Origin of the sequence: Paenibacillus sp. LjRoot153, assembly GCF_964253085.1 — a bacterium.
Lineage (GTDB): Bacteria > Bacillota > Bacilli > Paenibacillales > NBRC-103111 > Paenibacillus_E.
The window spans coordinates 51,712-74,730 of record NZ_CAXUQH020000002.1 but is presented as its reverse complement, the minus strand read 5'-3'; the positions used below and the strand labels follow the sequence as shown (position 1 = coordinate 74,730).

The following is a 23,019-nucleotide window of genomic DNA, read 5'->3' as shown; positions in this document are numbered from 1 at the left end:
ATATTGAATAGTACAGCTCTCGAAAATATATAATACAGTTAGTATAAAAATTATAGCTGCTATAATACACATTATTATCTAGAGATAAGCTTACACTCGCTACACCAAATTAATGTCACTGACATATACAATGACATAGGTCATTAAGTTTTTGTAAAAGAAGCATTTCTCATCAAAAATTCAATATACATCACCGATCTCTATCTCAATTTATATAGCGTCAGAGAATAATAAAACATAATTTTATAAAGGAACTGTTTAATATTATGCCGAATGTGAATCTAACAATTATCATCTATTGGGAATGGCGGTTTGTCTCCCGAAAACTTTTGGACTAAGTTATGATTAATAAGAGCTATAATGCTAGCTACGTGAGGCAATACGACCGACTCCTCAGTCATCCGGGCCATTAAGTACCACGTTCGAGAGAAGTTTTGATAACACGCTCCATGAGTTACGCAGTAACTTTGCTTATCCCTACATCAAGAATTATACGTTGACCAAAACACAACCTTTGGTCCTTGAAGAAAAAAGAACTAGGCTGGAGAGTGACTTGTCTCCGACCTAGTTCTAACAAAAAAGTACGCAACATTCCGCATTTAAAATTCAAGATAAATGGCTGTTTTATCATCTGACTTTTTCACTCTTGGGAACTTCAAACAAGATGGATCAGATTCCTCCACTTGGATAAGCCACTGGATATAATTTTCTAGCCCCATCGATTTGACTCTAAAGACGATCTGCTTTAACTCCTGCTCAAGTGAATGCTCCCGCTGAGGATCAATTAGACCATCTGAGAATAGAAACAATGACTTTAATTGTGCTCTGCTAATTCGGCCATATTCCATATGATCTGCCAGTTCCGGTTCTCCATTTAAGACGGAATACCCATTTAAGGTATTCATTAATGCTCTTCCAACATGAATCTGCGGCTTTACAAGCTGCCATAATTTATCGCGGGAAGTGAGTCCTGACGCAACTCCCTCCGCCCAAAGCTGACGGGTGGGGCGGTCTACAACCTCCAACTGGTCTCGGGTTACAAGCCTAATCGTTCCATCTTCATACATGGCTATCAGCATACAATCACCTGCATGTGCGAACTCAACATAGGTGTCATTTATACGAACCAGTAATGCACAAGCGCTCCACAATTGTTCTTTACGATTCACATCCACACCTGCTTTGAGCATCTCGTTGCGAAGCTGATAATTGGCTTGAAGCAGCATAGTTGGAAGAGTCAACTTTTGCCCCACGTTATCCTTGGACATATTCATGATTGTTTTAGCTATTAGTTGTGCAGCCAAATAACCACCCGTCTCACCATCCAAACCTCTATAAGGCTCTAACGAAGTAGCCCCATCTATGACACCATAAAGTTGAATAGTATCGTTAACAATTAGCGAATCCTCGTTCCACATACCGTTCCCTTGCGTTGAGATTGTCTGTATCTTCATATTAACCCTCACACCGCGCTAAAGCGATTTTGGAATCGGCTGTTCCATAATATAGAAGCCAAGCGCCTTCGTGATAGACGAGACCTTCCACAAAGCACACATGATTGATTTGGCCATTAATTTCGTATTCTTTGTCAGGTATTAAAAATGGTTTAGTTGAGCGTGCGATTACGACGCTGGGATCTTTCAGATCGAACAGAACTTGCGCAGCGCAATAAGCGCCTGTCTCATAGCTTGGATCTCCGTGTTGACCATGATTTTTGCTATTATAAATAAGCAAAATCCCCTGTTCCATGATGATCGCCTGCGGACCAGGCTCTATGAGATCACTATCAAAATGATGCTTTCTTACTGACAAAAGCGGAAGCAGAAAAGGCTCGGCATGGTACCCGCGCGGATCTTCCGCTTCCACTGGTGTCCAGTGAATCAAATCCAATGAAGTGGCGGCATAAATGTTGGATTCTCCCCAATACATCCAGTACAAACCGTCAATTCGTTCAGCGATGAACTTCTCTCCAACACGTTTGGTGACAATGGCCCCTGATTTGCTCCAAATGTCTGCGTATTTGCCAGTTAACGCATGTCCAAATGCCAATCCATGCTTCGTCCATGAGGTTAAATCAACGGATGTCGCCACACAAAGTCTTGCTTTAATGCCATCATATGCAGTATACATCATATAATACGTGCCATTCGTATCCTCTGCGATACGCGGGTCCTCGCATCCCCCCTCCCATTCAAGCGTTCGAAATGAATCCTGTTCAGGATATAAGACGGGCTCCTGTTCCTTCTTAAACTGCAATCCATCTCTGCTCACCGCATGCCCGATCCGAGAAGTTCCTTCATATTTACCTACCTTATCCTCAGCACGATATAAAAGATGCACTTCGCCGTCTCTAAAAACAGCAGTAGGGTTGAATAAATCCTTCTCCTCCCAGTTCACCTCACCATCTCTAACCGGACAGATGAATGATGCTTCTGCTTCCGGAAGCAATATTGGATTAACCTCATCTGCTTTGATAAATGGACCCAGCTCCCATTCTAACTTACCATCTCTATACATGATTTTATTTTCCCCTCGTTTAAAAATGAGGCTACTCCATTTTTCTTTTGGAGTAGCCCACCGTATTTCATTTATTTTTTGGATGCTTTATAAGCATCTAACTGTTTTTGATACTCAGCTATTACTTTATCGATACCTGCTGCTTTTAGCTTATCAATAGCTGCTTTGCTCCTCTGATCATAATCAAGCACACCATCGTAAATAGGCATGATATCAGATGTATAGACAGCCTGAATATTAGACATTTCTGATTTAATTGTAGACGGATCGAAGAAGAAGTCTGCTGCGAAGAATGTTTTCGCATTCGGATCTGCAACGAACAAAGCTTTGTTAGCGCTTAACGTGTTTGGATCGGTACGAATGAACTTCAGGTTGCCGATCATCCAGTCTTCTTGCTTATACAGATCTGTCTTTCCATCCGTATCTTTCAAGCTCTCAATGCCATGGTCGCCGACTTTCTTGTACGTTTTGCCTTCAATACCGTACATGAACAAATCATAATTTTCCTGTGAGGTATATAACCAATTCAAGAACTTTACAGCTGCTTCAGGATGTTTGCTGTTTGCTGCTACGGCATTAATGTTTTTCGCGTTAAACATTCTGTAATGCGGTTTATCAGGATTTAATCGCTGAAGGGTAAAATCTTCGTCTTTCATGTTCGGATACGTCTTTTTCATCTCATTAACGTTATTAGGAGTACCGAATAAAAACGGATAAATAGCACTATTAATTTGCTTATCAATTTGCTCTTGCTTCACGACTAGAATATCTGGATTCGTAAGTTTTTTCTGATAAGCAGTACGGAAGAATGCCGCATCCTTCTTAAACTCCTCTGTTTCAGCCCAGCTCTTGACTTTGCCATCCTTATCAATGAAAGCAATCTTATCTTTTACTGCAAACGGATACGAATCATACGCACGGTGTAGCACATCTGACGCATCACGCAATCCGCCACGGATTGGAAGATATGGCTTGGTGGATCCATGATCTGTTGCCATTACCTTTTCCATAGCTGCAAGCATTTCTTCCTGCGTCTTAGGAACTTCCTTGACACCTGCTTGATTTAATAAGATGCGATTTGCCGTAAAAGAACCGTCTACGGCAGGTTCATACCAGTAGGATGGAATACCAAACGTTTTCCCGTCTTTTTGTACACCACTCCATACTGAATCAGGTATAGCTTTCTTTAATTCAGGCCCGTATTTAGCAACCTCCGTCCCAATATCTTTGACAGCTCCTCGACCAATATAATTGGCCAAAGAAATCCAGTCGTTCATGACATGGAACATGTCAAACTCTTCACCTGTGGAAAGCTTCAGGTTCAGCTTTTGTTCCCACGCTCCCCAGTCAATATGTTCTTTGACGATTTTCACATTCACACCGTCTGCTTGTAGCTTCTTATCAATTGCCTCTTTAACTATCGGCCAATCTTTCGGTTCATTACCGGGTAAAACATATTTCAACGTGACGACTTCTGCTGGTTTAACTGATTCTTTGACACTCTTATCATCTGTTTTAGAAGATACAGTAGTTGCTTGAGGCTTTTCATTTGTTGCTCCACAGCCTGCAGTAAAGGATACTGCTAATAGGCTAGTCAACGAAATCATGGATAATTTTCTCAATTTGACCTCTCCTTTTGATTTTATCTTATATAAACCTCTAATGAGGAAGATATCAACCTTTAACTGAACCTACAACAAGACCTTTGACGAAATATCGCTGGAGGAATGGATATAAAAACACAATAGGACCAAGTGTTATTACTACGGTTGCCATCTTCGCGGATTCTGCAGGAGCGGTATATTGACTGCTTGCACCAGCTGGAATCATGCTTAGCATTTCAATGTTGGATCGGATTTTAAATAAAACATACTGCAGTGGATATAAGTTTTTATTATCTACTAACATTATGGCATTGAACCAATCATTCCAATAAGCCAACGCATAGAAAAGAAGAATGGTAGCTAATACAGGGACACATAAGGGCAAGTAAATCTGAAAAGCAATTCGAACATCATTAGCCCCATCCATATAGGCTGATTCCCTTAGCGCATTGGGTAGTGCTTCCATAAAGTTTCGTACCAAAAACATATTAAATGCATTGAATAGCAGCATAGGAACAATAAGAGCAAACAGATTGTCTACCAGACCTAACTTCTTACACATGATATACCAAGGAACCAAACCGCCATTAAAAAGCAGTGTAATGAAAAAATATAAATTAAGACCTGCACGATATTTCACATTCGGATTGGAAAGCGTATAAGCGGACATGGCTGTGATAATCACTGCGGTCAGACTGCCGACTACCGTTACCGTGATCGTTACTAGATAGCTCTTGAGCAATACTGCTTCATTGTTGAGTAAAGTGCGATAAGCCTCTAGTGAAAAATGCTCTGGAATCAGCTGATACCCGTTCCGAATAATACTATTTTCATCCGAGATGGATACCATCACCGTTAGAAACATAGGCAAAATACATAGGAGGGCATAGATCGCCAGCACGATATAGATCGACATCCCCGCCGTATCAAAGCGTTTCAGTGTCTTCATCTTAATAAAGCGCTCCTTCCTTGAAATATCTGCGTGTAAACCAATTCGCAACGAAAACAAGAACTAAACCTACCGTTGATTGGAACAAGCCTACAGCTGCCGCGTTAGATGGATCTCCTATTTGACGAAGTGATCGAAACACATACGTATCAATGACATCTGTCGTGGGGTACAACACACCATTATCGCCGATGATGGCATAGATCATGCCGAAATCCCCATAGAAGATTTTGCCTAAGTTTAATAAGGTCAGTATGGCAATTGTAGGTGCCAAGAGAGGCATTGTAATTCTCCAAATTTTGTCCCATCTAGTAGCCCCATCAATTTCAGCAGATTCGTAAAGTGAATGATCGATTCCAGTAATGGCTGCTAAATAAATGATCGAGCCCATTCCTGCCTCTTTCCAAATCTTCATAGCCACGAGAATCCATGGCCAGGCCTCCGCTTTCGTGTACCAATTCACGGTTTCCATCCCGAAGAATGTAAGCGCCTGATTGATCATTCCAAAATCGGTAGAAAAAAGTCCGTACATCATGTAACTAACAATAATCCATGAAAGAAAATTCGGAAATATCATCGTTGTTTGTGTGAATCGTTGAAACAAACGGCTTCTGATCTCGTTAAATAAGATTGCGATGAATACCGCGCTAATGGTACCCGCGATTAGAAACATCACATTTAACTTCACCGTATTTACTGTGATTAGTAGCGCATCGCTTGTCTTAAAGAAAAACTCAAAATTTTTAAAGCCGATCCACTCACTACCAAATATACCCTTCTGGTAATTAAAATGTTGAAATGAAATCAACAAATATGGGTAAGTAGCATATGAGAAGATAAAAACATATAAAAGGGCAGGGACAATTAATAAGTAGGAAAAACGGTTTATGAAAAGCTCTTGCAAAATTCCCGTCTTTTTCTTAACTTTTAGAACATTTTCTTTCGGTAAAGATGTCCGTGTCTGCTGCATCGTTGCACCTCTCGCTTTCGGGTTGACCTTAAGCATAGGAGATTACCCTGGAACTGTAAATTTCGAGTATTCGTATTCCTTTTCAATAATTCGTGTTTCGGCCTATTAATATTAAGCACTGATATCAAAAAGGACGACTAAGCGCCAGTATGGGCTCCAATCGTCCTTTTTTTACGTATTCTGTTGATTTTGTTCTCGATAGAGAGATGGCGTAACTCCGTATTTTTTCTTAAATAGTGTTGAAAAATAAGAGACATTGTAAATCCCGACTCGTTCGCCAATCTGAGCGACCGTATCGCTCGTTCCTGTCAATAATGTTTTTGCCTGTTTCATGCGAATATGTGTGACATGATCATTAAAAGACGTACCAACCATACTTTTGAACATTTTACCGATGTAACCCGAAGTTAAGCCTACCTGATCTGATACGATTTCGAGTGAAAGATTAGGTTCGTGGTAATTCTGCTGTAAATATTGCTTTATCTCCTCAATCACCTTGGAGTTCTTCAAAGCTGCCAAACCTTTTTTATTTTCTTCAATCATACCTACAATTCGAATGCAAAAAAGCTGTATCATGGTTTGAATTTCATCTAGCGTTTCCTTCTGTGGAAGTTCATTCATAGCCAAATATAGCTCCTGGGGGTCTGTATCCCACCATTCCACAATACTTTCAAATTCTCGCGTGATTGCCAGATGTAAAAAGGTTGCATACTGTAACGTTAGTGACGGAGAACCACTGCGGGATAATAAGGTCGTCCATTCCGTAATCTCTTTTTGAATGGTTTTGGGCTGACAAAGTTTAATTGCATCGATGATCTTGCGTTCCATTGCTGCTGGATAACGTGTATGTTTATCAGGAAGAATCGATTTCGTCGCATCTAGCAGACTGCCATAACCCCAAAATAACTTCAAAGCCATATACCTTTGCGAAGAACGATACGATCTCTCTATGTCTCCAATAGCCGACACCACATCACCTATACTTACGGATATAGATGTCTTGTAATAGTCTTTTACTACCGCTTGTATTTCGTTCAGGATGTAATATAACTGCTTGTCTGGTGCAGACTGCTCCCATTGGATAATCATCGTTATTTCATTTTCCTCGTGAATGACCTCTTCATTTCGATAAATCTTGCTGATCATCTCTTGCGCAATATTGCTTATGGCGAAACGAATGAGCTCCCTATCAAGGATGCTATAGGTGTTCTTAAAAATATAGTATTGATCGATTTGAAACTGAATAACAGCAAAATACTGACCTTGCATACGAGAAAGTAACTGCTCTTCAATATCCGCCTTATATGCATATGATTGTGAATGTCCTTTCAGCATGTTATACATATAGCCATTTTGCAGTAAATCAGTAGAGCTGGATAGCTTCAATTCCATCGACTTGGTGACCTGTATGGAGTTAGAAAATGCCTCCGATAGCAATTTGTACTCATCCAGACGGAGAAGAGATTTGTTTTCCGAAGTTCCACTCTCTGTAACCTTGTCTACTAGTGCTTTAATCGGGTTGTACAGGTTACCTGTAACAATTAATGAAATGCAAGCCCCCATAATGAAAAGGAACAGCGCAATAAGGAGCGTCCAATTCCGCAGTTCATAAATACCCGAAAGCAATTGATCGTAAGGACGAACACTAACAAACACCCAATCTAGTGTTTCTGACTTCACATAAGTAGTGAGGAATTTATGATGGTCAAGCGATTGAACAAAGCTACCCTGACTTCCCTCATCTGATAAAATATGTTGAAAATAATTGTTTTCCGAGAAGTTCTTCATAAATTGTTCCGAATCCGAATGTGAGATTACGGTGCCTTTTGAATCCATAACAAAGGTACTCGTATCGTTAGACGAACTGCTAATACTGCTCATCGTATTTTGAATATATGTCTCTTTTAAATCAAGTACGATAGCTGACTTCGTTTGCCCAGAATAGACAGGTTCAGGAATAATTTTGAACGTAAGTAATTGAAGCGGATGCCCATTTCCATCTATGACTTTACGAGGATAAAAACCAAGATAACCGGTTTGTCTTCTTTCTCCCATTTGCGGGTCTGGAGGCAGAGAAATGACATCCGCATAAGTTTTATTCGTGAAATTATAAATGCTGATATTGGCTAAGAAAGGATATACGCTTTGCATCTTTGACAATAGAAGATTAGCGTTATAAATCGCGACTTTATCATCATCATTGGCATACATGAAGGTAATGATCTGGTTATCACTCATCAGTTGGTTCGTAATATTCTGCACTTGTTCAAACACGACATTTGCCGTATAGCTTACTTGCGAAAGCATTTCTCGAGAAGAGAGATCAATTTCTTTTACTGCTCTCGTTGAAAACATCGAATATAAAATGGTACATAATAGACCAATCGTTACCATAATTAAGAACAAGTAGGACAGTATTAGTCTTCTATATACGCGATAATGTTGAATACGCCTTAAAAATCCCATGATGTAGTCCCCCTTGACTCCATCATAACTTATTCGTCTTCAGTAATGTATCTTAAAAAAGATGACTCTATTTCAAAAATCAGCAAAAGGGCCCACCTGATCGATACTCAGGTGGACCCCTGTTTTTTATATATTCTCGTATTCCTCGAATGGATCATCGATAAGCAGTCTGTGTGCCTCTGCATCGCTTACACCTGCGTACAGCATCGCCTTTCCATCCTCCAAGCGGTGAAGCCCACCGCTAAAAATTACATCGACGAGATCGTTTCTCTTGGCAGGTCCTAGCGGAAATTGATCACGCGTTGCGATGATCTTAATTGGACTTCTTTCTGAAGTCGTAGGATCGAAAGCAAATGTCATAGCATGATAATGGCGAATCTCGCCATCTTCCATGTAAGAGATATGACCAAGAACACCCACAAGGCCGTTCTTTAACATGTGTGCTTCATTGACGCCTCCCCATTCATCCCTTTTAAACTGATCCGTGAATACAGGAGCTTCATCGATCACAGCTTTATTTAAATCTTCGAGCTTTTCAATTTCTGTATAACCAATCACAGCTCGGGCTCCTTCAACACAAAATGGTCGTGTAAATACACCTATTCGACCATTTGCATATGCGATTAGGCGGATATCTTTCATGTGATCAGGCCCACAAGCAAAGTAAGTTAAATCTTGTATACCCGCCCCCTTAAAGAACAAGGTGCGCCATGTTTTGACCTGCTTGGGATTCTCTGTATCAAACACAACTTCAACGCCACCGAAAACTAACTCCCCAGAGATAAACGTGATAAAAGGATCCTGTAAATCAAATTTAACGGCCCCTGCCCTCGGGATCCATGTGCCATCGTAATTCACGAAAAACATAACTTCTGAATGCTCTGAATCACGGGCCTCCACACGGCCAGCAATAACCATTTCACCACCGTCTATAAAAGGAGCAGAAATATTATATACATCCTTATCTCCAACACCAGTGAAAATAAGTTTTTCCGCTATGTATGCTCTCTTGTTAAATACTTCCAGCAGCTTCTTGGAGGACTTTACTTCATTACGCAAAGAAAGTGTCAATGTAGCTTCTCCTCATTCCTATTTGTTTTGTTTTTGATCATAAAGTAGGCAAAGAGAAAAGTAAATTTCGATTTTCAGGAATGAGTATTGAGAATTTGCAATGGTTGTTGAATAAGAAGTTACTATTTCTCTTTACTTAGCATCTCTTATCTATCAACTAATCAATCTTCGCAGTTGTTCCATTCTTTCGCAGCATTCAGTGCGAAAAGCTAAAGTATCAATTGAATTATGAATTTTAAATTTTTACATGAAGCAATTTAATAGTAGCCTCATTCTAATATAAACTTTTATAAGATAATTCTTATATAGATCTTATTATTCTTTTATAAAGATCTACGAGCCCAAGAGTACTCTGGGCTCGTGGCATTTTGAGTTTATAAAAACATAATCGTTTAGACCTACTTAAGTGTAAAAAACAAATAGTGCATTACAGCTTATTTTATAATTGCAAAGTAAAATTGGAAACGAAAATATATTTAAAAGTCCTTCTTTATATAGTCAATGGTTACCCCCAAAACAACTAGTTATTCAGTATTTTTAATTAATACACAATACAATATTTGGTTAATACAATTTAAGTTGATTATCATAGAAAAATAAATAAGTTCGATTGAATATAGTTGAAGTAACCACAATAATTATTTTGTTTTATACAAAGTATATAGCAAATAATGTAGCCTTATTTACCATACGCATAGGTTAAAATAAAGAATAAATTGGTTAAGCATACTGGTTTAGCCTTAGAAACTCTTCAAAGAGAGAAGATCAAAACTGATAGCACAACACAAATACCCCTTCTATTTTATAGGTAAGGGGTTTAGCCAACTAATTGCCGATTAATGGTATGGATCTCATCTTCCAATCGGAAACCGTCAGGTATGTGTGGAACGAAGCTGATCTCTGGAAGTTTCTTCAAGCCATCCAGCAGTTGCTCAACTACTTTCCTATCACTCACCTGGTTAGATCCTGTGTCCAAGTAATATTCATTTGTATAAGCACCGATATAAGCTTGCGCAGCAGCCCGCTCGAGTTCTAAATAAAAATATGGCTCCTTATGTTGCCGCTGCGCACTCATCCGGACAGCTATGATTCCAGTTACCCCATCAAGTCGGCTGTCGAAACGGTAGTTTAAAGATTTCTTTGATGCAGGAACCAAATACTGTTGCCGCAATTTCATGGATGCTTCAGCAAAGATAGCCTTTAATTCACGCTGACTGTATACAGACAAGGAGGAAGCAAAATCGTATTCACGCGTGTCCTTCTCACTTTCCGAACAGCCGGCTGTAACAAGGCGATCGATCCCATACTGATAAGCAAGGGCCATTGTGCGAACTTTCGTACGGGAGCGTATTTCATCTTGGATTAAAGGAACTACGTGATTGGGGTAGGCTTCTCTCATCGTTAGTTTATCATATAGCTTTTTAAGCAAATAGCGGATTTCTCCAGAACTAGATGTTTTAAGCAGCCTGACCATTTTTATAAATTCGCTACCTTCTTTATAAGTTTCAACCTCTCCAATGTTGTATTCTGACAGTACCTGGGAAACAAAGTTTGCTTTTCGTTTATAAGTAACTTTTAACGGAATCGGATCGTGGTACTCTGAAACTTGTTCCACTTCATACAGCTTTGGGTTAACAAGGATAAATACTTTATCAAAGGTTCGTCCTGACTTTTCATAGAAAACTTTTGAGAAGCAAGCTTCTTCACCTAAGATTTGTTTGCTTCTGAGCACTTCGATTGAATCACGGACATGTGTGGTGTTTGCGTGAAGAAAGCGAGTGATGTTCTGATACTGGATATCAGAACTATTTGTTGGTTTAAATACCCGAAAGGATATTTTTTGCGCTGTTGGTTTGACGCCCTGCTGTAAGTAGAATGATAGGAATATTTTTTGTTCTCGTAGAGACAAGGAACTAAATGATGAGCTAAACAAGAAGGGATGAGCTTTGATGTGATAACCAATGCGTCCAGTCCCTTCTTGCACATAGTGCTGAAGCTTAACAGAAAACAAGCCTGCAGCCGTGTTCTGCTCGACGGTTATAAGTCCAAGTATTCTAAACTTCTCAAAAGCTGCATAAAATTGACTAGGGCAAACTGGTTCTACAAAGTATTCCGTTAATCGATCGTAAATGTTGGCCAGCGCACTAATATCCGGTATGTGTCCTACCGTATTACATATTTTTTGCAGGATAATCGCCAGTTGTAAATCTGCTTGCGTAAGGTGGTGCAACAAGTACTCTCTTTCACCTTCCAAACGTTTGGTTTGAAGATAAAAAGTCTTCCCAGATGTATAAAGTAACTCCACATTAAATAGGGCATTCATAAATGAAACGGAAAGAACAACTGGTGCTGTCTTTAGTCCTAATTGAAGACCGCGTCTATTGGCTATAATCATCAAATTCACCTCCTACTGTCTAATTATCTATTGAAAAATGGCTGATATAATTGGTATAATAAAAAGGCAATAAGAAAACTAACCCTCCTATCCCATTTTGAAAAAATGGTTTTGAGAGCCTTGGTTTTTAGTTGCTTTGGTTGCCAGGCCAAACTGTATCCTACATGGAAACTAAAGGTGGTTCGCCAAAACCACTCCGTAAAAGTCAGAGCTTCCAATCGCCAAATTGGAGGCTTTTTGCTTTTTACTTAAGGGGTAAAAACTGGAAGACTTTACACCCATATTTCGACATTATCATGACTTACTTATTTCCGCAATTGGATTACAAGGTATATAAATCCGGATAACAAGGCATATTATAATGGATAACAAGGTATATTTCGGATAACAGGGTATATATCGGATAACAGGGTATATATCGGATAACAAAGTATTTTTTTTTGAATAACAAGGTATATTTTGAATAACAGGGTATTTTTTATGGGATAACAGGGTATATTTCGGATAACAAGGTATATTTTTTCGGATAACAGGGTATGCGGAGCATAATTTTTTTTCTATTCCTTAAAAATTTTTTATTAAAAAAGGCGATGAACTCCCAAATTAGAGTTGATCGCCTTTTACATTCTCACTTTCTATCAGTGTTGGTTCGCGTGACTGGGCTGGGTAGAAGTAAACGAAGTATTGATCACCAAGTTTTTGTAACTTAGGTTCAGAGATTACTTCATAAGCTGCAAACTCCTCAAATGCTCTCATGACGATTGTACGGGCTTTTGATGGATTATCATCGGATATATTGCAGTGTTGGATGAGTTTATCCATTTCAAGTACGTAGCGCTCATAGTAGCTCTGCAGAATAGACAAAATAAATGGATATAGCGCTTTTGTAGCATTATTCTCGAAATCATTAAGAACGAGTAGATTTACATTTACATACTTCCCTGCCATTAAATTATCGTGAATCACATCAGCAAATTTAATAGTCCCTGCTCGTTCGCGTCCTTCTTTACCATGTAAAACAAACTTCGAAAAAATGTGTTCGTATTCAATACCTTCTCGTATGAGACCCTGCTCATCCAAGAACGTCTCTGTTACGAATGATGTAGCGTAGAGATTTTTCAAGGAATTAAGTATGTTGGTATAATCCCCACCGGATGGTTCAATGATATACATCTCGGCAGCCAGTTCCTTAAAATCAAAAGGGATCTCTTGGAACCTGCCGTTTTTCTGCCACAGAGAGCCTAGACCTAGTAAGGTTAATTCATCAAAGGTAGATAGCAGTTTCCCTCTCTCATTGCGATAAGAAAGTCGATGGTAGCCATTTCGATATTGAAGCAGAACCCCTTCTTTCTTCATCGTTTCCAGTTTAGATTCACTTGGATAAGATGATGAGACAAATGGATATTGGACCAAAGTGTTCTCCAACGGATGATTCGTATTTCTCTTAATTGCCATTTTTTTCTTTGCCATCGCGTTGTTTAGAATGCGTACATTCATATTAAGTAAGCGAAGGTGATCCAAGTCAATTTGCTCGATAGGTTGATTGTTTTTTTGCATTTGCAGGAATTTTTTATCGAGATCCGTTTCTTCACGCTCTAATTCAAGTACCGCTTCTCGCAGATCCGATGTATATAAATGGATAAGTTTGCCCGTGCGAATGTCCATTTCATTAATAATCTGTTCTTCTATCTGATCGGAATTAAGACCCTTCATTCTTAGAATTTGTTCTTGTACAATGAGAAGAGGCCCTTCTTTCTCAATCACTTTTTCAATTTTCTTTTTCATTGATTTTGGTTTCACCTCAGCAAGGGTTATTCTCTTTATTGTACTCCTTCTAGGATGCATCGTCTATCTCACACCCTAGAAGTGGCATTCGGCAAAACAAAAATCTCTAAGAGATTTTGAATGGAGCGGCAAAACATACTTTGCCAATCTCAAATTAGTCACATTTAGCGGAGCGGATAAATTTAAACCCTTGGCTAAGTAAAGAGTAGATACATAATTAATGTGGATAAATAACCGAAAATTCATAGGTGATTAAGGAAAAATACGGGTACTATGAGGGATTAAAGTAATAACTAGATTTGCTGATATAAATACGCTTATAAACAAAACCAATATTATAGTTGCCTTTACATACATTGTTTATATTCGTATCTATTGTTATAAATTTTTCTCAAAAATGTTAACGTGCAGTATGACGACCATTTATCAACCATGACGGGTAATTAATAAGAAGGAGAAGAAAGAAAAATAATCCCCTATTGGGGGCACCCTTTGATTTTTTTGTTTTGAAAATATTCAATATTGTTTGCTTCGATTCATCATTCTTTGTTCATTGATAAATTTAACCCAATGCAAACTATCGATCTCTTGTTAAATGGCAAACTTGTTAGTGAACTAGAATAAACTAGTTTACTTTAGTTTAGTTTCCTTTACTTATTTCTCAGACAACTAAACAAGCCAAACATTTAATAGGCTTTCTTACTTTTAATAAAAATTGAGAAAAATTAATTATAACTTTATTTGAAGAGCTTAAACGTTGGGCGTTACCTTCTTTTTTTCATTGGAATACCAAATTTTTCCTGAAGTAATTGCTTTTTTGACTAAAGCATGGTGTTCAGATTTAGTTAATTTTCATAGGTCAGATAAGAAAAAGCGATCTCACCATATACAAAATGAAAAACGTTGAAATGTAATAATGATTCCATCTATTGTACTTTCCAATAATTATTTTCAGAAAAGTATTTCTGCCTAATTTGTGATAAATAGAGGACGAATGAGGGATCGCCAAGTTTTTCTATTTCAAGACCGAAATTGTTTGCGCAGGGCGAAAGGCAGGTGCAGTGGTTTTGTGGTTGATTTAGCTTGGAACAATTCTCTATGTTCAACATATCATTGAGACTTCAAATCGATTATATTGAAGATTGTATGCAACTATAGAATTTAGAAAACAAAAAGAAGTTGCCTATTTATGCTCGCGGCAACTTCTTTTATTTGGAATCTTATGCTTTTTTTAATTTCATCCCACTAAGTTCAGCTTGAATTTTTAGAAGCATAGCTTTTTGGCTGTCTAGTTCTACTTCGCTTGTTTTAGGAATTGGTAATTCTTTAGACTCGACATTGATTTGTTCATTGTTCTGAGAATGGTTATTTTTTTCGGAATCCTTAATAGGTGTAGAAAGAGTTCTATGCTCCTCATTATTGGAGTGAGGTTGTGCTTTATTTTGCTGCTGAAAGTGTTGTTCAGCAAACTCTTTCCCAAAAAATAATGTGGTATAATCTTGTAGTACTTTACGACCGACTGGGGTCTTAATAAATTCAATCTCCTGTGAGCTCATAAAGTCCAACTGTTCAAAACCACGATTCCTAGCTTGTAATCCTTCTCTAATGAGAACTTCGGTTAATTCATTTCTACTCTTTCCTAAATCTACCATGAGTGTATTAAACTCGTTGATCCAATCCGCATTAACGGTAGGAGTAAACGTCCTGCCACGGCCGGCTTCATAACCAGATATACCATATGAATTGGACATTTATCACACCACCTCATCTAAATCATTATATTAGCCCGCTAATTGACTAACATAATTCGCAATTAGATAAGCTCGGGAAGTAATAAATGGAGCTTCTTTAAGTAGTTCTTTTGGCGGCAAGATAAAGCTTTCAACATCTTTAAAGTAGTAGTAAGCAAACAATATACCTCCACCTACAAGTGGGAATGTTTTTACAGAACTGGCCTTATCAAACCAGAATATACTCAGTTCTTCGTGAACGGTATCGAAGTACTCTTTCATGTGTTTTAAAACAACATCTGTAACGTTTACATTTTGTACATTTGCCCATGAAACAAGGAATTTTGCTTCTTTTCCTTGAATAATTAGATCTACACCAGGGAAAATAACATCTCTTAAGAATTCCTCGCGATTGCTATAGCGTACTAGTTCAAGATTTCTAGATTTTAAAAGGTTTTTAACTGTATTAAACTCTGGCTGCTCGAAAATTTCTTTAATCATATTATCGATATATGTATTTGTTCCCAAATCTTTATTTGTACTCACGTAGCCATTAAGGCCATCTTTTTCATATAACGCTAAATCAGTTGTTCCTGCACCGAGATCACCAAGTCCATATTCATCCCCAAGTTCAATACCGCGCTCCAAATTTACTAGCATCTTATCTCTGATGTCATATTTCAATCCTAATGAACTTGTAACTCCCTCTACATGTACTTGGCCACCGTCAATGTTTAAACGAACAGTTTTACCTTTGAACTTTCCGTCAATGAAACTTACGATATGATTGCCTTTATAACGTTCTAAAACTTGGTTTGAATCTACACGCTTATGTTCCTCAATTGGTAGACCACCAGAATACTTCAATTGTGCTTCTTCCTTGCCAACTCGTAAAGCTGCGATAGCTAATCCTGTTAGAGTAGCTACAGTATGTAATTGGCTGCTGTGTTTCTCTGAATTTTCGTTGTTAGGTTGGAGCATACCCTCTTTATCGCGTGCCCAGTCACCAACAAAATAGTATCTGCTTTTTAAAGAATTACTTTCGATCTTTACGTGTAAGCGATCTATGTCAGCTAATTCTCTTTTTTGAGCATTCTCACTTAGAGGGTCTCCTTTTTCATCAGCTGGTGCGCAGATCGTGGGTAAAGAAAAACTTTGAATATTACCTTGATCATCCAAATAACTAACTTTCGTCCTTGTGTTACCTGGATCGATACCAGTGATCAAGTTTAAGTCTACTTTTACCATGAATGATAACCTCCAAAATGAATTTTCGAATAATAAACATTTACTAAGGATAATTATATCACAACTAACATCGGAAATAAACTACTCTAAACTAGTTTATTAAAAACTAGTTTAGAGTAGTTTTGTGGTTTCGTTTAACCCCATCATTTTTTTAGGGAAAATATTTGCGTGATCCCTTTCTCTTCTTGTACCCCCTGCTATATATATTTAGATTTTAGACCAAAAAAATTTCTATATTGTTGAGATAATTTGAGATAATATTTTTGATATTAATTAATATAAATTATATTAAATTTGAGATAATTAAATATAAATTATTGTAACTTGCGATATATCGCAATAAATTGAATTTAAAAAATAAATATCGAACTTGAGATAATTTTATCTGACTAAATTTATCTCAAGTAATACTAGTAGTCGCTGACAGAAAGGTGTAAAATAATTACTACAATCCTAAAATTGATGAAAATAATATAAAACTGATTAAATTTGAGATAAACAAAAATCATATAAAGAGATAAATGCAAAGAAAGGTAGGGGCCATTAAATATGAATCAACCGACAATGGGAATAAAGCTTGCAACTGAATTTAGTCAGGATGCCCTTTTTAAAACTCTTGCGAAACTCGGAATGCAGGAAATGTTATTTGATAATCACATGGAAGATCTTTCAGATCAGAAAGATTATCAAACGACTGAATTTGAAAAATGGTATTGTGCTAATGAAGAAGAAGAGGATTACTTATGTACTGGTCCAACGATGAGGCATTGGCTGAAAGAGTTGAATGGATATATAGAAGCAAGGAGCATAGGGCGTAATCTGTCTTTAGATTATAAAGCAATCTTTAGACTCAAAATGATTTTATTGTTACGGAAAGAAAATTATAAAATGCCCCGTATAGCTGAGATGGTTGGTATAAGAGCAATATCTCCTGTTATAGTAATGGAGAATCAAAATCAGTCTCAGGAAATAATACATCCTTCAGTAAGGTCGAATTTCTCGGAAGAAGAGCTAAATCTGTTTCAGGGATTTATTGCCCAGCTTAGTTCAGGTCAGTTCAATGAATATATTGTGAATCTTGTTAAAGAAAATCAACAATTGATGCTACCTGGAGAAGAAAAAATAAATGAGTTGGAGCAAAAATTAGAACAAAGCAATAGGGAGCTCTTGGAATTAAGAGAAGCAACAGAAAAATACAATCAAACTTTAGAAAAACAAGAAAAAGAATTAGAGGAAACAAAAAAGCTTCAAAGCGATATTGCTAGAAAAGTCTCTGATGATTTAGAAGGCCTAAGATCCAAGTTGAAAACGGATGAAGAGTGGAAGACATATCAAGAAACAGTATCCGAACTCAGAATAAGTTCTGAGTTAAGGCATCAATCTTTAACAGAAGATCTAAATAAAATAAGGGAGCAAAATAATGCTAATGAACTTAAACAGGAGATAATTAATTCCTTGCCTTGGATAGTTAGGAAGTTGATGAGAAAATAATGATGAAAGAATCTTTGCTAAATATAGAGAATGGGGTTGCATGTGAATAGTCGTTGATACCTTGGGAATCGAGCTTCAGCGCATACTGCCGAATACAATGCCTGACTGAAAACGGTCGCGCTCAAGCTAGCAACATGACATTCGAGGAGGTGGCCGACTCAAGTCGGCGGTTATTCATACTTGCTATTCTTAAGGAAGGGCAACATCCAACGAGGCAGGCGTGTGCTACTATGTTGAGATATTCCAAAAGTGTCGAGGACATACGTGTGCAGCTTTCAAAGCAGCTCGGCGCGTAAGGGATCGGGTATGCTTAAGTGTCAAACCAACCCCCGTACAAAGCTCTTATAGACTATGAGAAATGAACGAAACCTAATGGAGTAGCATTATGAATGCCATAGAGCAACTACGGTAGGGCCAGGAGGCACGTATCGCTGACTAGAAAGTCGGATTATTACAATTGTGGCTAGGTGCACGGCAAACAATTAACGAAAAACTAATTGTTTGCTTAGTTTCATTGCATATCACAATGAAGGTAAGGTAGATAGACTCAACACCTTTGAGCAGTTACAGTCTATTTCAAGAGAAGTGTAGCGATCAATTTAATGAACTGCCATTACGAGGCTAGCGCAGTAAGAGCGTTAACCTCGTTAATCTATTTTGCAAGAAAATTAGAAAAATATGGTAATCATATTAATGTACGACTGAGATAAGGGATGAGACAGTTATATAAAGCCCGCAAATTGACTTTCATATAATTAGTTAGAAAAATTGGTGAAGTAATAAAGCGGCTCGTGCCTGCCTTATGATCATGGGCATTAAAGGGAAATATTGATTGATTTTTTCCAACACTTCTTTATCTATAAGTAAGATTATTCTTAGAAATCAATAACCTCCCCGTCGTGAGGAACAAAAGCAGCATGCTCAAGGCCTCGCTCCTTCAGAAAGGTCTGGAGATGCTTCCGCTTAAATGTACAATGGCTGATTGCATCCATATGTACGGCAACGATTTTCGTGGTTGGAGATAAGTGGGCAATACGAATAATATCTTCAGCTGACATCGTGATAATTGTCCCAAGCAACATCTGTGCGCGCGGCGTATTCAAAATCGCGATATCAGGTTGATGTACTCGGAACGCCTCTTCAATAACTGAGGTGTAAATACAGTCACCGACGATGTAAATGGAACCTTCCATTGGAGTGCTTAAGATAAATCCGGATACTGGACCGAGTAGCTTGGCGGCTAGGCCTAGCGCATGTTGTCCTTTTACTCGTTTCATCTGAATGCCGTACCATGCAAAAGTATCATGGATTTCATATACATGAAAGAAACCAGACTTTTGTAAAAAGACTTGGTCCTCGGGTTGACAGAAGATAGGAATACTCTTATTCAGAAAGGAGAGGGCCTTCTTATCAAAGTGATCAAAATGACGATGTGTCAGTAGGATGGCGTCCATGTTCTCGAAAAAGTGCAGTGGAACTGGTAGAGGAGTTAACGGGTTTCTGCGAAGTGTACGAGTGAAAGGAACTGGCGGGAGCTCGCCGACATCACTTAACATAGGATCAATCAGTATTTTTTTGCCATTGATGGTTAAAACCGATGTAGCGTTTCGAATGTGTTGAATAGAGATAGACATCGAGATCCTCCTTTAATTTTTAAAACCGACCGGTCTGTTTTTAAATTAACATAGTTCTGTGTACTAATCAAGCATATTTTTCTCGCTACCAGAATCCCTCACAACATGGTAGCTGATCAGGGCTGGCATTCCAGGACAGTTAACTCAAAGAGATCGCTATTAACGTTGTTTACTAACACATGATGAAATAAGTTTTACTCATGTGTCGTCGACAAAAATGGAGATTGCTATTTATCATTCTTGAGAGGATGTTTGATATGTATGGGATGGAAAAAATAGATAATTAATCTCATATCTAATCAACTTGGAGTTGGTAAATCAACTTCTTCGAAAAAACTATCACGCTGTAAATTATTGCGTTCTTATTGAGTGAGATGATCTAGTGCATATAAATATAGGAGTATTAATACCTCTATGGGAAGAACGATTAAGTCTAACATGGAAGCTCTCCCCAAAAAAACTTAAACAGTACTGTAGAACAGTACTTAAGTATCTACTTGGTAGTACCTTATTGCAGATATGATACATGTAAACTAAGTAAATGACATAGTCAGTTAAAACAGAACGAAGAAGAGGGTAATGCAAGTTAGAACAAAACCCCATAATGAATGGATCGAGGGCATCACCATCCTATTAGAAGATGATTTCATTGATGAGGAACAGAATAGTGTTTAAGAGCGACTAATCTAAAAAACCATAGAGACTATTGCAGAGTGCTAAGTGCAGATAGACTAGATAGACAGGGTAATATGGGCATCGTAATGTTTACTAGAAATCCGTTCGCTTACAGCTGTCAGTTTGGAATCTCTTACTAGGCCTGATGGGAACGCTCGCAAATCAAACCACCACTTTCTTACAGGAATAATTTATAAGAAGTTTGTGCAACAAAACTGCTATCATTTTTAATTTCAGCCCTTCGTTGCGATGCTCGACGGGTTTGCTTTTTTTCGGGACACATGTGACTTAGTACTCAGATCGACATAATGCAATACTGAAACAAACTCTATATTGTAAAAGGAGTAGTGATTGGTTGTGAAATTGAAAGGCATGTTTCGCTCTTCAGTATCTCTTAAATTATTCTTGATACTTTTGCCTATCATGTTAGTTGTTTTGTTATCGGCAGGTGCGCTAATTTTTCTCAACGCCAAATCCAATATGCAGTTACAAGTAGAACAAAATCTGCTGATTGAAAGCAAATCATTATCTTATCAATTGGGGGAGCTTTTTAAAGAAAAAGCAGAAATTCCCCGTATGATGTCTACAGATCCACGTACAGTTTCTTATCTGAAAAGCGTCAAGGCTAATAGTGATGCCATTACTAACAAGTTGTACAATGAAGTGCTGCAAAATTTAAAAAAAATTCAAGCAACTGACTCGCTGCTCTCTCTTGTTTATATTGTGGGGTTAAATAACAATTTTTATATAGGCCATGATGGCAGTGTGTCCAAACAGGATTTTATTGTTAAAGATCGACCGTGGTATCCAGAAGCTAGCAGGTCAAGTGATGTATCTTTCTCAGACCCATATATCGATCTCGCTTCAGGTCAGTTGGTAATTAGTATGATGAAAGCTATTAAAGAAGGTGATAATGTAATCGGTTATGTAGCTATAGATGTGAATTTGAGCTCCATTCCTGAAATTATGAAAACATACAAACCTGCAGATGGGGGATACGCTTTCCTTCTTGGAAAAACAGGTGAAACAATCTATCATCCTGACAAGTCTCAAATTATGATAAACAATATGAAAGAAAATAATTGGTTGCCAGGGTTATCCGACCATATTGACAATTCGAATAACGGCGTAATACTTACCAAGGAGAACAATGCTAGTGTGTATGTTGCATATGCTCCGATTAAAGATGCAGGTTGGAAGGTAGGTATAATAATGCCTCAATCCACAGCTTTGGCGAGTGTAACGTCTTTTACTCAAGACACAATTCTTTATTTGCTTGTTGCATTAATCGTTGTAACTATCGTTATCTTTGTAATGCTTCGCTACTTGTTGCTTCCTCTAAAAAGAATGAATCATGTCATTTCCGAATTCTCAGCAGGGAACTTGAAGCCTCGTTTTATTGTAAAAGGACAGGATGAAATTGCTCAAGTTAGCGAAAATTTGAATAGGATGATCGATGCCTTTACGATATTCCTTGCTGAAGTGCGGTGTACCGCCTCGGGTATGAGGGGGTCTTCAACCGATCTGACAGCGATGACACAACTTTCCCTAAAAGCTTTTTATCAAATTCGTGAAAGTATGAAAGAAGTAGCGAACAGCAGCGAATTTCAACGAGAGAGCGCTGTTCAAACTTCGAATGCCATGGAGGAAATGGCGGTAGGCGTACAGCGATTGGCAGAAGCATCCGGAACTGTGTCCGAAGAAGCGCAAGCGTCGCTTGAGCGTCTCCATATCGAACAGAACATTGTCAAAAGTACAGTTAAACATATGTCGACCGTGCAATTCTCTGTTCAAGAAACAGCTAGAGAGATGGAGAAACTGTCCGAATTTTCGATGGGCATTTCCGAGATTGTGTCCATCATCTCCAACATTGCGAATGAGACTCGACTTCTTTCACTAAATGCTTCTATTGAAGCAGCTCGTGTAGGGGAGCAAGGAAAAGGGTTTGCTGTCGTAGCTGGGGAAGTGAAGAAATTGGCTGAGCAATCTCATAATTCAAGTGTTCTCATTTCAGAAAAGGTTCAAACTATGCTAGATACGACCATGAAAGCTGTCAATAAGATGAACGAAAGTGTGAAGAATGTTCAGGAAGGTCGTGAAATGGTTTATCATATGGGTGGTGCATTTGAGAATATACAGATAACATTCAATAAAATTACGGATCAAATTACCGAGATATCCGCTGTAGCGGAGCAAATGGCGGCAGGTACAGAAGAAGTATCCGCTTCTATGAGTAGTATGACTGTATCGTATTTGACTACTGTCAAACAATCACAAATGATTAAAGTAGCTTCTGAAGATCAGAATGTAGTGGTACGTAACATTTCCGAGTCAGCCGACGATTTAAACCGAATGGCTGCTGAATTGAATCAGTCTTTATCAAACTTTGAAGGTTAATTTTATCTTTAACAATCATCTTACTATTTTAAAACGTGTTGTATTGTAGAACTCTGTTTTCTGCACTGTGTGCTTAAAAAATAAGAC

Annotated in this window: 14 protein-coding genes; 2 read left to right on the top strand and 12 right to left on the bottom strand. The window is 38.1% G+C overall.

The genetic code is table 11. From position 1 onward, the window contains the following. Positions 1-599 precede the first annotated feature (599 nt). The 11 genes from ACSQ8P_RS35665 to ACSQ8P_RS35615 form a co-directional block, all read right to left on the bottom strand. Positions 600-1,454, bottom strand: coding sequence for a PP2C family serine/threonine-protein phosphatase (locus tag ACSQ8P_RS35665; protein WP_436239728.1), 855 nt, complete (start codon positions 1,452-1,454; stop codon positions 600-602). Between the two features lies 1 nt (position 1,455). Continuing rightward, positions 1,456-2,517: a glycoside hydrolase family 130 protein gene (locus ACSQ8P_RS35660; RefSeq protein WP_436239727.1), complete on the bottom strand. Its 1,062-nt coding sequence runs from the start codon at positions 2,515-2,517 to the stop codon at positions 1,456-1,458. Positions 2,518-2,588: 71 nt separating this feature from the next. After that, a complete protein-coding gene (locus tag ACSQ8P_RS35655; protein WP_436239726.1) occupies positions 2,589-4,139 on the bottom strand; it encodes an extracellular solute-binding protein in 1,551 nt (516 codons plus the stop codon). Positions 4,140-4,191: 52 nt separating this feature from the next. Then, positions 4,192-5,070: a carbohydrate ABC transporter permease gene (locus tag ACSQ8P_RS35650; RefSeq protein ID WP_436239725.1), complete on the bottom strand. Its 879-nt coding sequence runs from the start codon at positions 5,068-5,070 to the stop codon at positions 4,192-4,194. 1 nt (position 5,071) lies between these two features. Next, positions 5,072-6,076: an ABC transporter permease gene (locus ACSQ8P_RS35645; protein WP_436239724.1), complete on the bottom strand. Its 1,005-nt coding sequence runs from the start codon at positions 6,074-6,076 to the stop codon at positions 5,072-5,074. Between the two features lie 135 nt (positions 6,077-6,211). Further along, positions 6,212-8,506 (bottom strand): AraC family transcriptional regulator, encoded by a 2,295-nt coding sequence (locus tag ACSQ8P_RS35640; RefSeq protein WP_436239723.1) that lies wholly within the window; start codon positions 8,504-8,506, stop codon positions 6,212-6,214. A gap of 126 nt (positions 8,507-8,632) precedes the next feature. Beyond that, positions 8,633-9,577 (bottom strand): DUF1861 family protein, encoded by a 945-nt coding sequence (locus ACSQ8P_RS35635; protein ID WP_436239722.1) that lies wholly within the window; start codon positions 9,575-9,577, stop codon positions 8,633-8,635. Between the two features lie 817 nt (positions 9,578-10,394). Then, the gene (locus ACSQ8P_RS35630; RefSeq protein ID WP_436239721.1) at positions 10,395-11,972 is read right to left on the bottom strand and encodes a hypothetical protein; all 1,578 of its coding nucleotides are present in this window, start codon (positions 11,970-11,972) and stop codon (positions 10,395-10,397) included. A 603-nt stretch (positions 11,973-12,575) separates the two neighbouring features. Then, positions 12,576-13,757: a hypothetical protein gene (locus tag ACSQ8P_RS35625; protein ID WP_436239720.1), complete on the bottom strand. Its 1,182-nt coding sequence runs from the start codon at positions 13,755-13,757 to the stop codon at positions 12,576-12,578. A gap of 1,220 nt (positions 13,758-14,977) precedes the next feature. After that, entirely contained in the window at positions 14,978-15,508 is a 531-nt protein-coding gene (locus ACSQ8P_RS35620; protein WP_436239719.1) for a hypothetical protein, read from the bottom strand. 30 nt (positions 15,509-15,538) lie between these two features. After that, complete coding sequence (locus tag ACSQ8P_RS35615; protein ID WP_436239718.1) at positions 15,539-16,735, bottom strand: ParM/StbA family protein; 1,197 nt, start codon at positions 16,733-16,735, stop codon at positions 15,539-15,541. Between the two features lie 549 nt (positions 16,736-17,284). On the opposite strand from ACSQ8P_RS35615, the gene ACSQ8P_RS35610 reads away from it, so the two are divergent. Beyond that, a complete protein-coding gene (locus tag ACSQ8P_RS35610) occupies positions 17,285-18,226 on the top strand; it encodes a hypothetical protein (protein WP_436239717.1) in 942 nt (313 codons plus the stop codon). An 875-nt stretch (positions 18,227-19,101) separates the two neighbouring features. Here ACSQ8P_RS35610 and ACSQ8P_RS35605 read toward each other — a convergent pair. Next, entirely contained in the window at positions 19,102-19,860 is a 759-nt protein-coding gene (locus ACSQ8P_RS35605; protein ID WP_436239716.1) for an MBL fold metallo-hydrolase, read from the bottom strand. 1,032 nt (positions 19,861-20,892) lie between these two features. Between ACSQ8P_RS35605 and ACSQ8P_RS35600 the strand changes: the two genes are divergently transcribed. Then, complete coding sequence (locus tag ACSQ8P_RS35600; RefSeq protein ID WP_436239715.1) at positions 20,893-22,932, top strand: methyl-accepting chemotaxis protein; 2,040 nt, start codon at positions 20,893-20,895, stop codon at positions 22,930-22,932. The last annotated feature ends 87 nt before the right edge of the window (positions 22,933-23,019 follow it).

What these genes read in the sequence shown, in the direction of transcription:
- ACSQ8P_RS35630 (WP_436239721.1), bottom strand. Translation starts at nt 11,972, where the DNA reads ATGATTATAGCCAATAGACGCGGTCTTCAATTAGGACTAAAGACAGCA.
- ACSQ8P_RS35665 (WP_436239728.1), bottom strand. Translation starts at nt 1,454, where the DNA reads ATGAAGATACAGACAATCTCAACGCAAGGGAACGGTATGTGGAACGAG.
- ACSQ8P_RS35660 (WP_436239727.1), bottom strand. Translation starts at nt 2,517, where the DNA reads ATGTATAGAGATGGTAAGTTAGAATGGGAGCTGGGTCCATTTATCAAA.
- ACSQ8P_RS35625 (WP_436239720.1), bottom strand. Translation starts at nt 13,757, where the DNA reads ATGAAAAAGAAAATTGAAAAAGTGATTGAGAAAGAAGGGCCTCTTCTC.
- ACSQ8P_RS35650 (WP_436239725.1), bottom strand. Translation starts at nt 5,070, where the DNA reads ATGAAGACACTGAAACGCTTTGATACGGCGGGGATGTCGATCTATATC.
- ACSQ8P_RS35640 (WP_436239723.1), bottom strand. Translation starts at nt 8,506, where the DNA reads ATGGGATTTTTAAGGCGTATTCAACATTATCGCGTATATAGAAGACTA.
- ACSQ8P_RS35610 (WP_436239717.1), top strand. Translation starts at nt 17,285, where the DNA reads ATGAATCAACCGACAATGGGAATAAAGCTTGCAACTGAATTTAGTCAG.
- ACSQ8P_RS35605 (WP_436239716.1), bottom strand. Translation starts at nt 19,860, where the DNA reads ATGTCTATCTCTATTCAACACATTCGAAACGCTACATCGGTTTTAACC.
- ACSQ8P_RS35615 (WP_436239718.1), bottom strand. Translation starts at nt 16,735, where the DNA reads ATGGTAAAAGTAGACTTAAACTTGATCACTGGTATCGATCCAGGTAAC.
- ACSQ8P_RS35620 (WP_436239719.1), bottom strand. Translation starts at nt 15,508, where the DNA reads ATGTCCAATTCATATGGTATATCTGGTTATGAAGCCGGCCGTGGCAGG.
- ACSQ8P_RS35645 (WP_436239724.1), bottom strand. Translation starts at nt 6,076, where the DNA reads ATGCTTAAGGTCAACCCGAAAGCGAGAGGTGCAACGATGCAGCAGACA.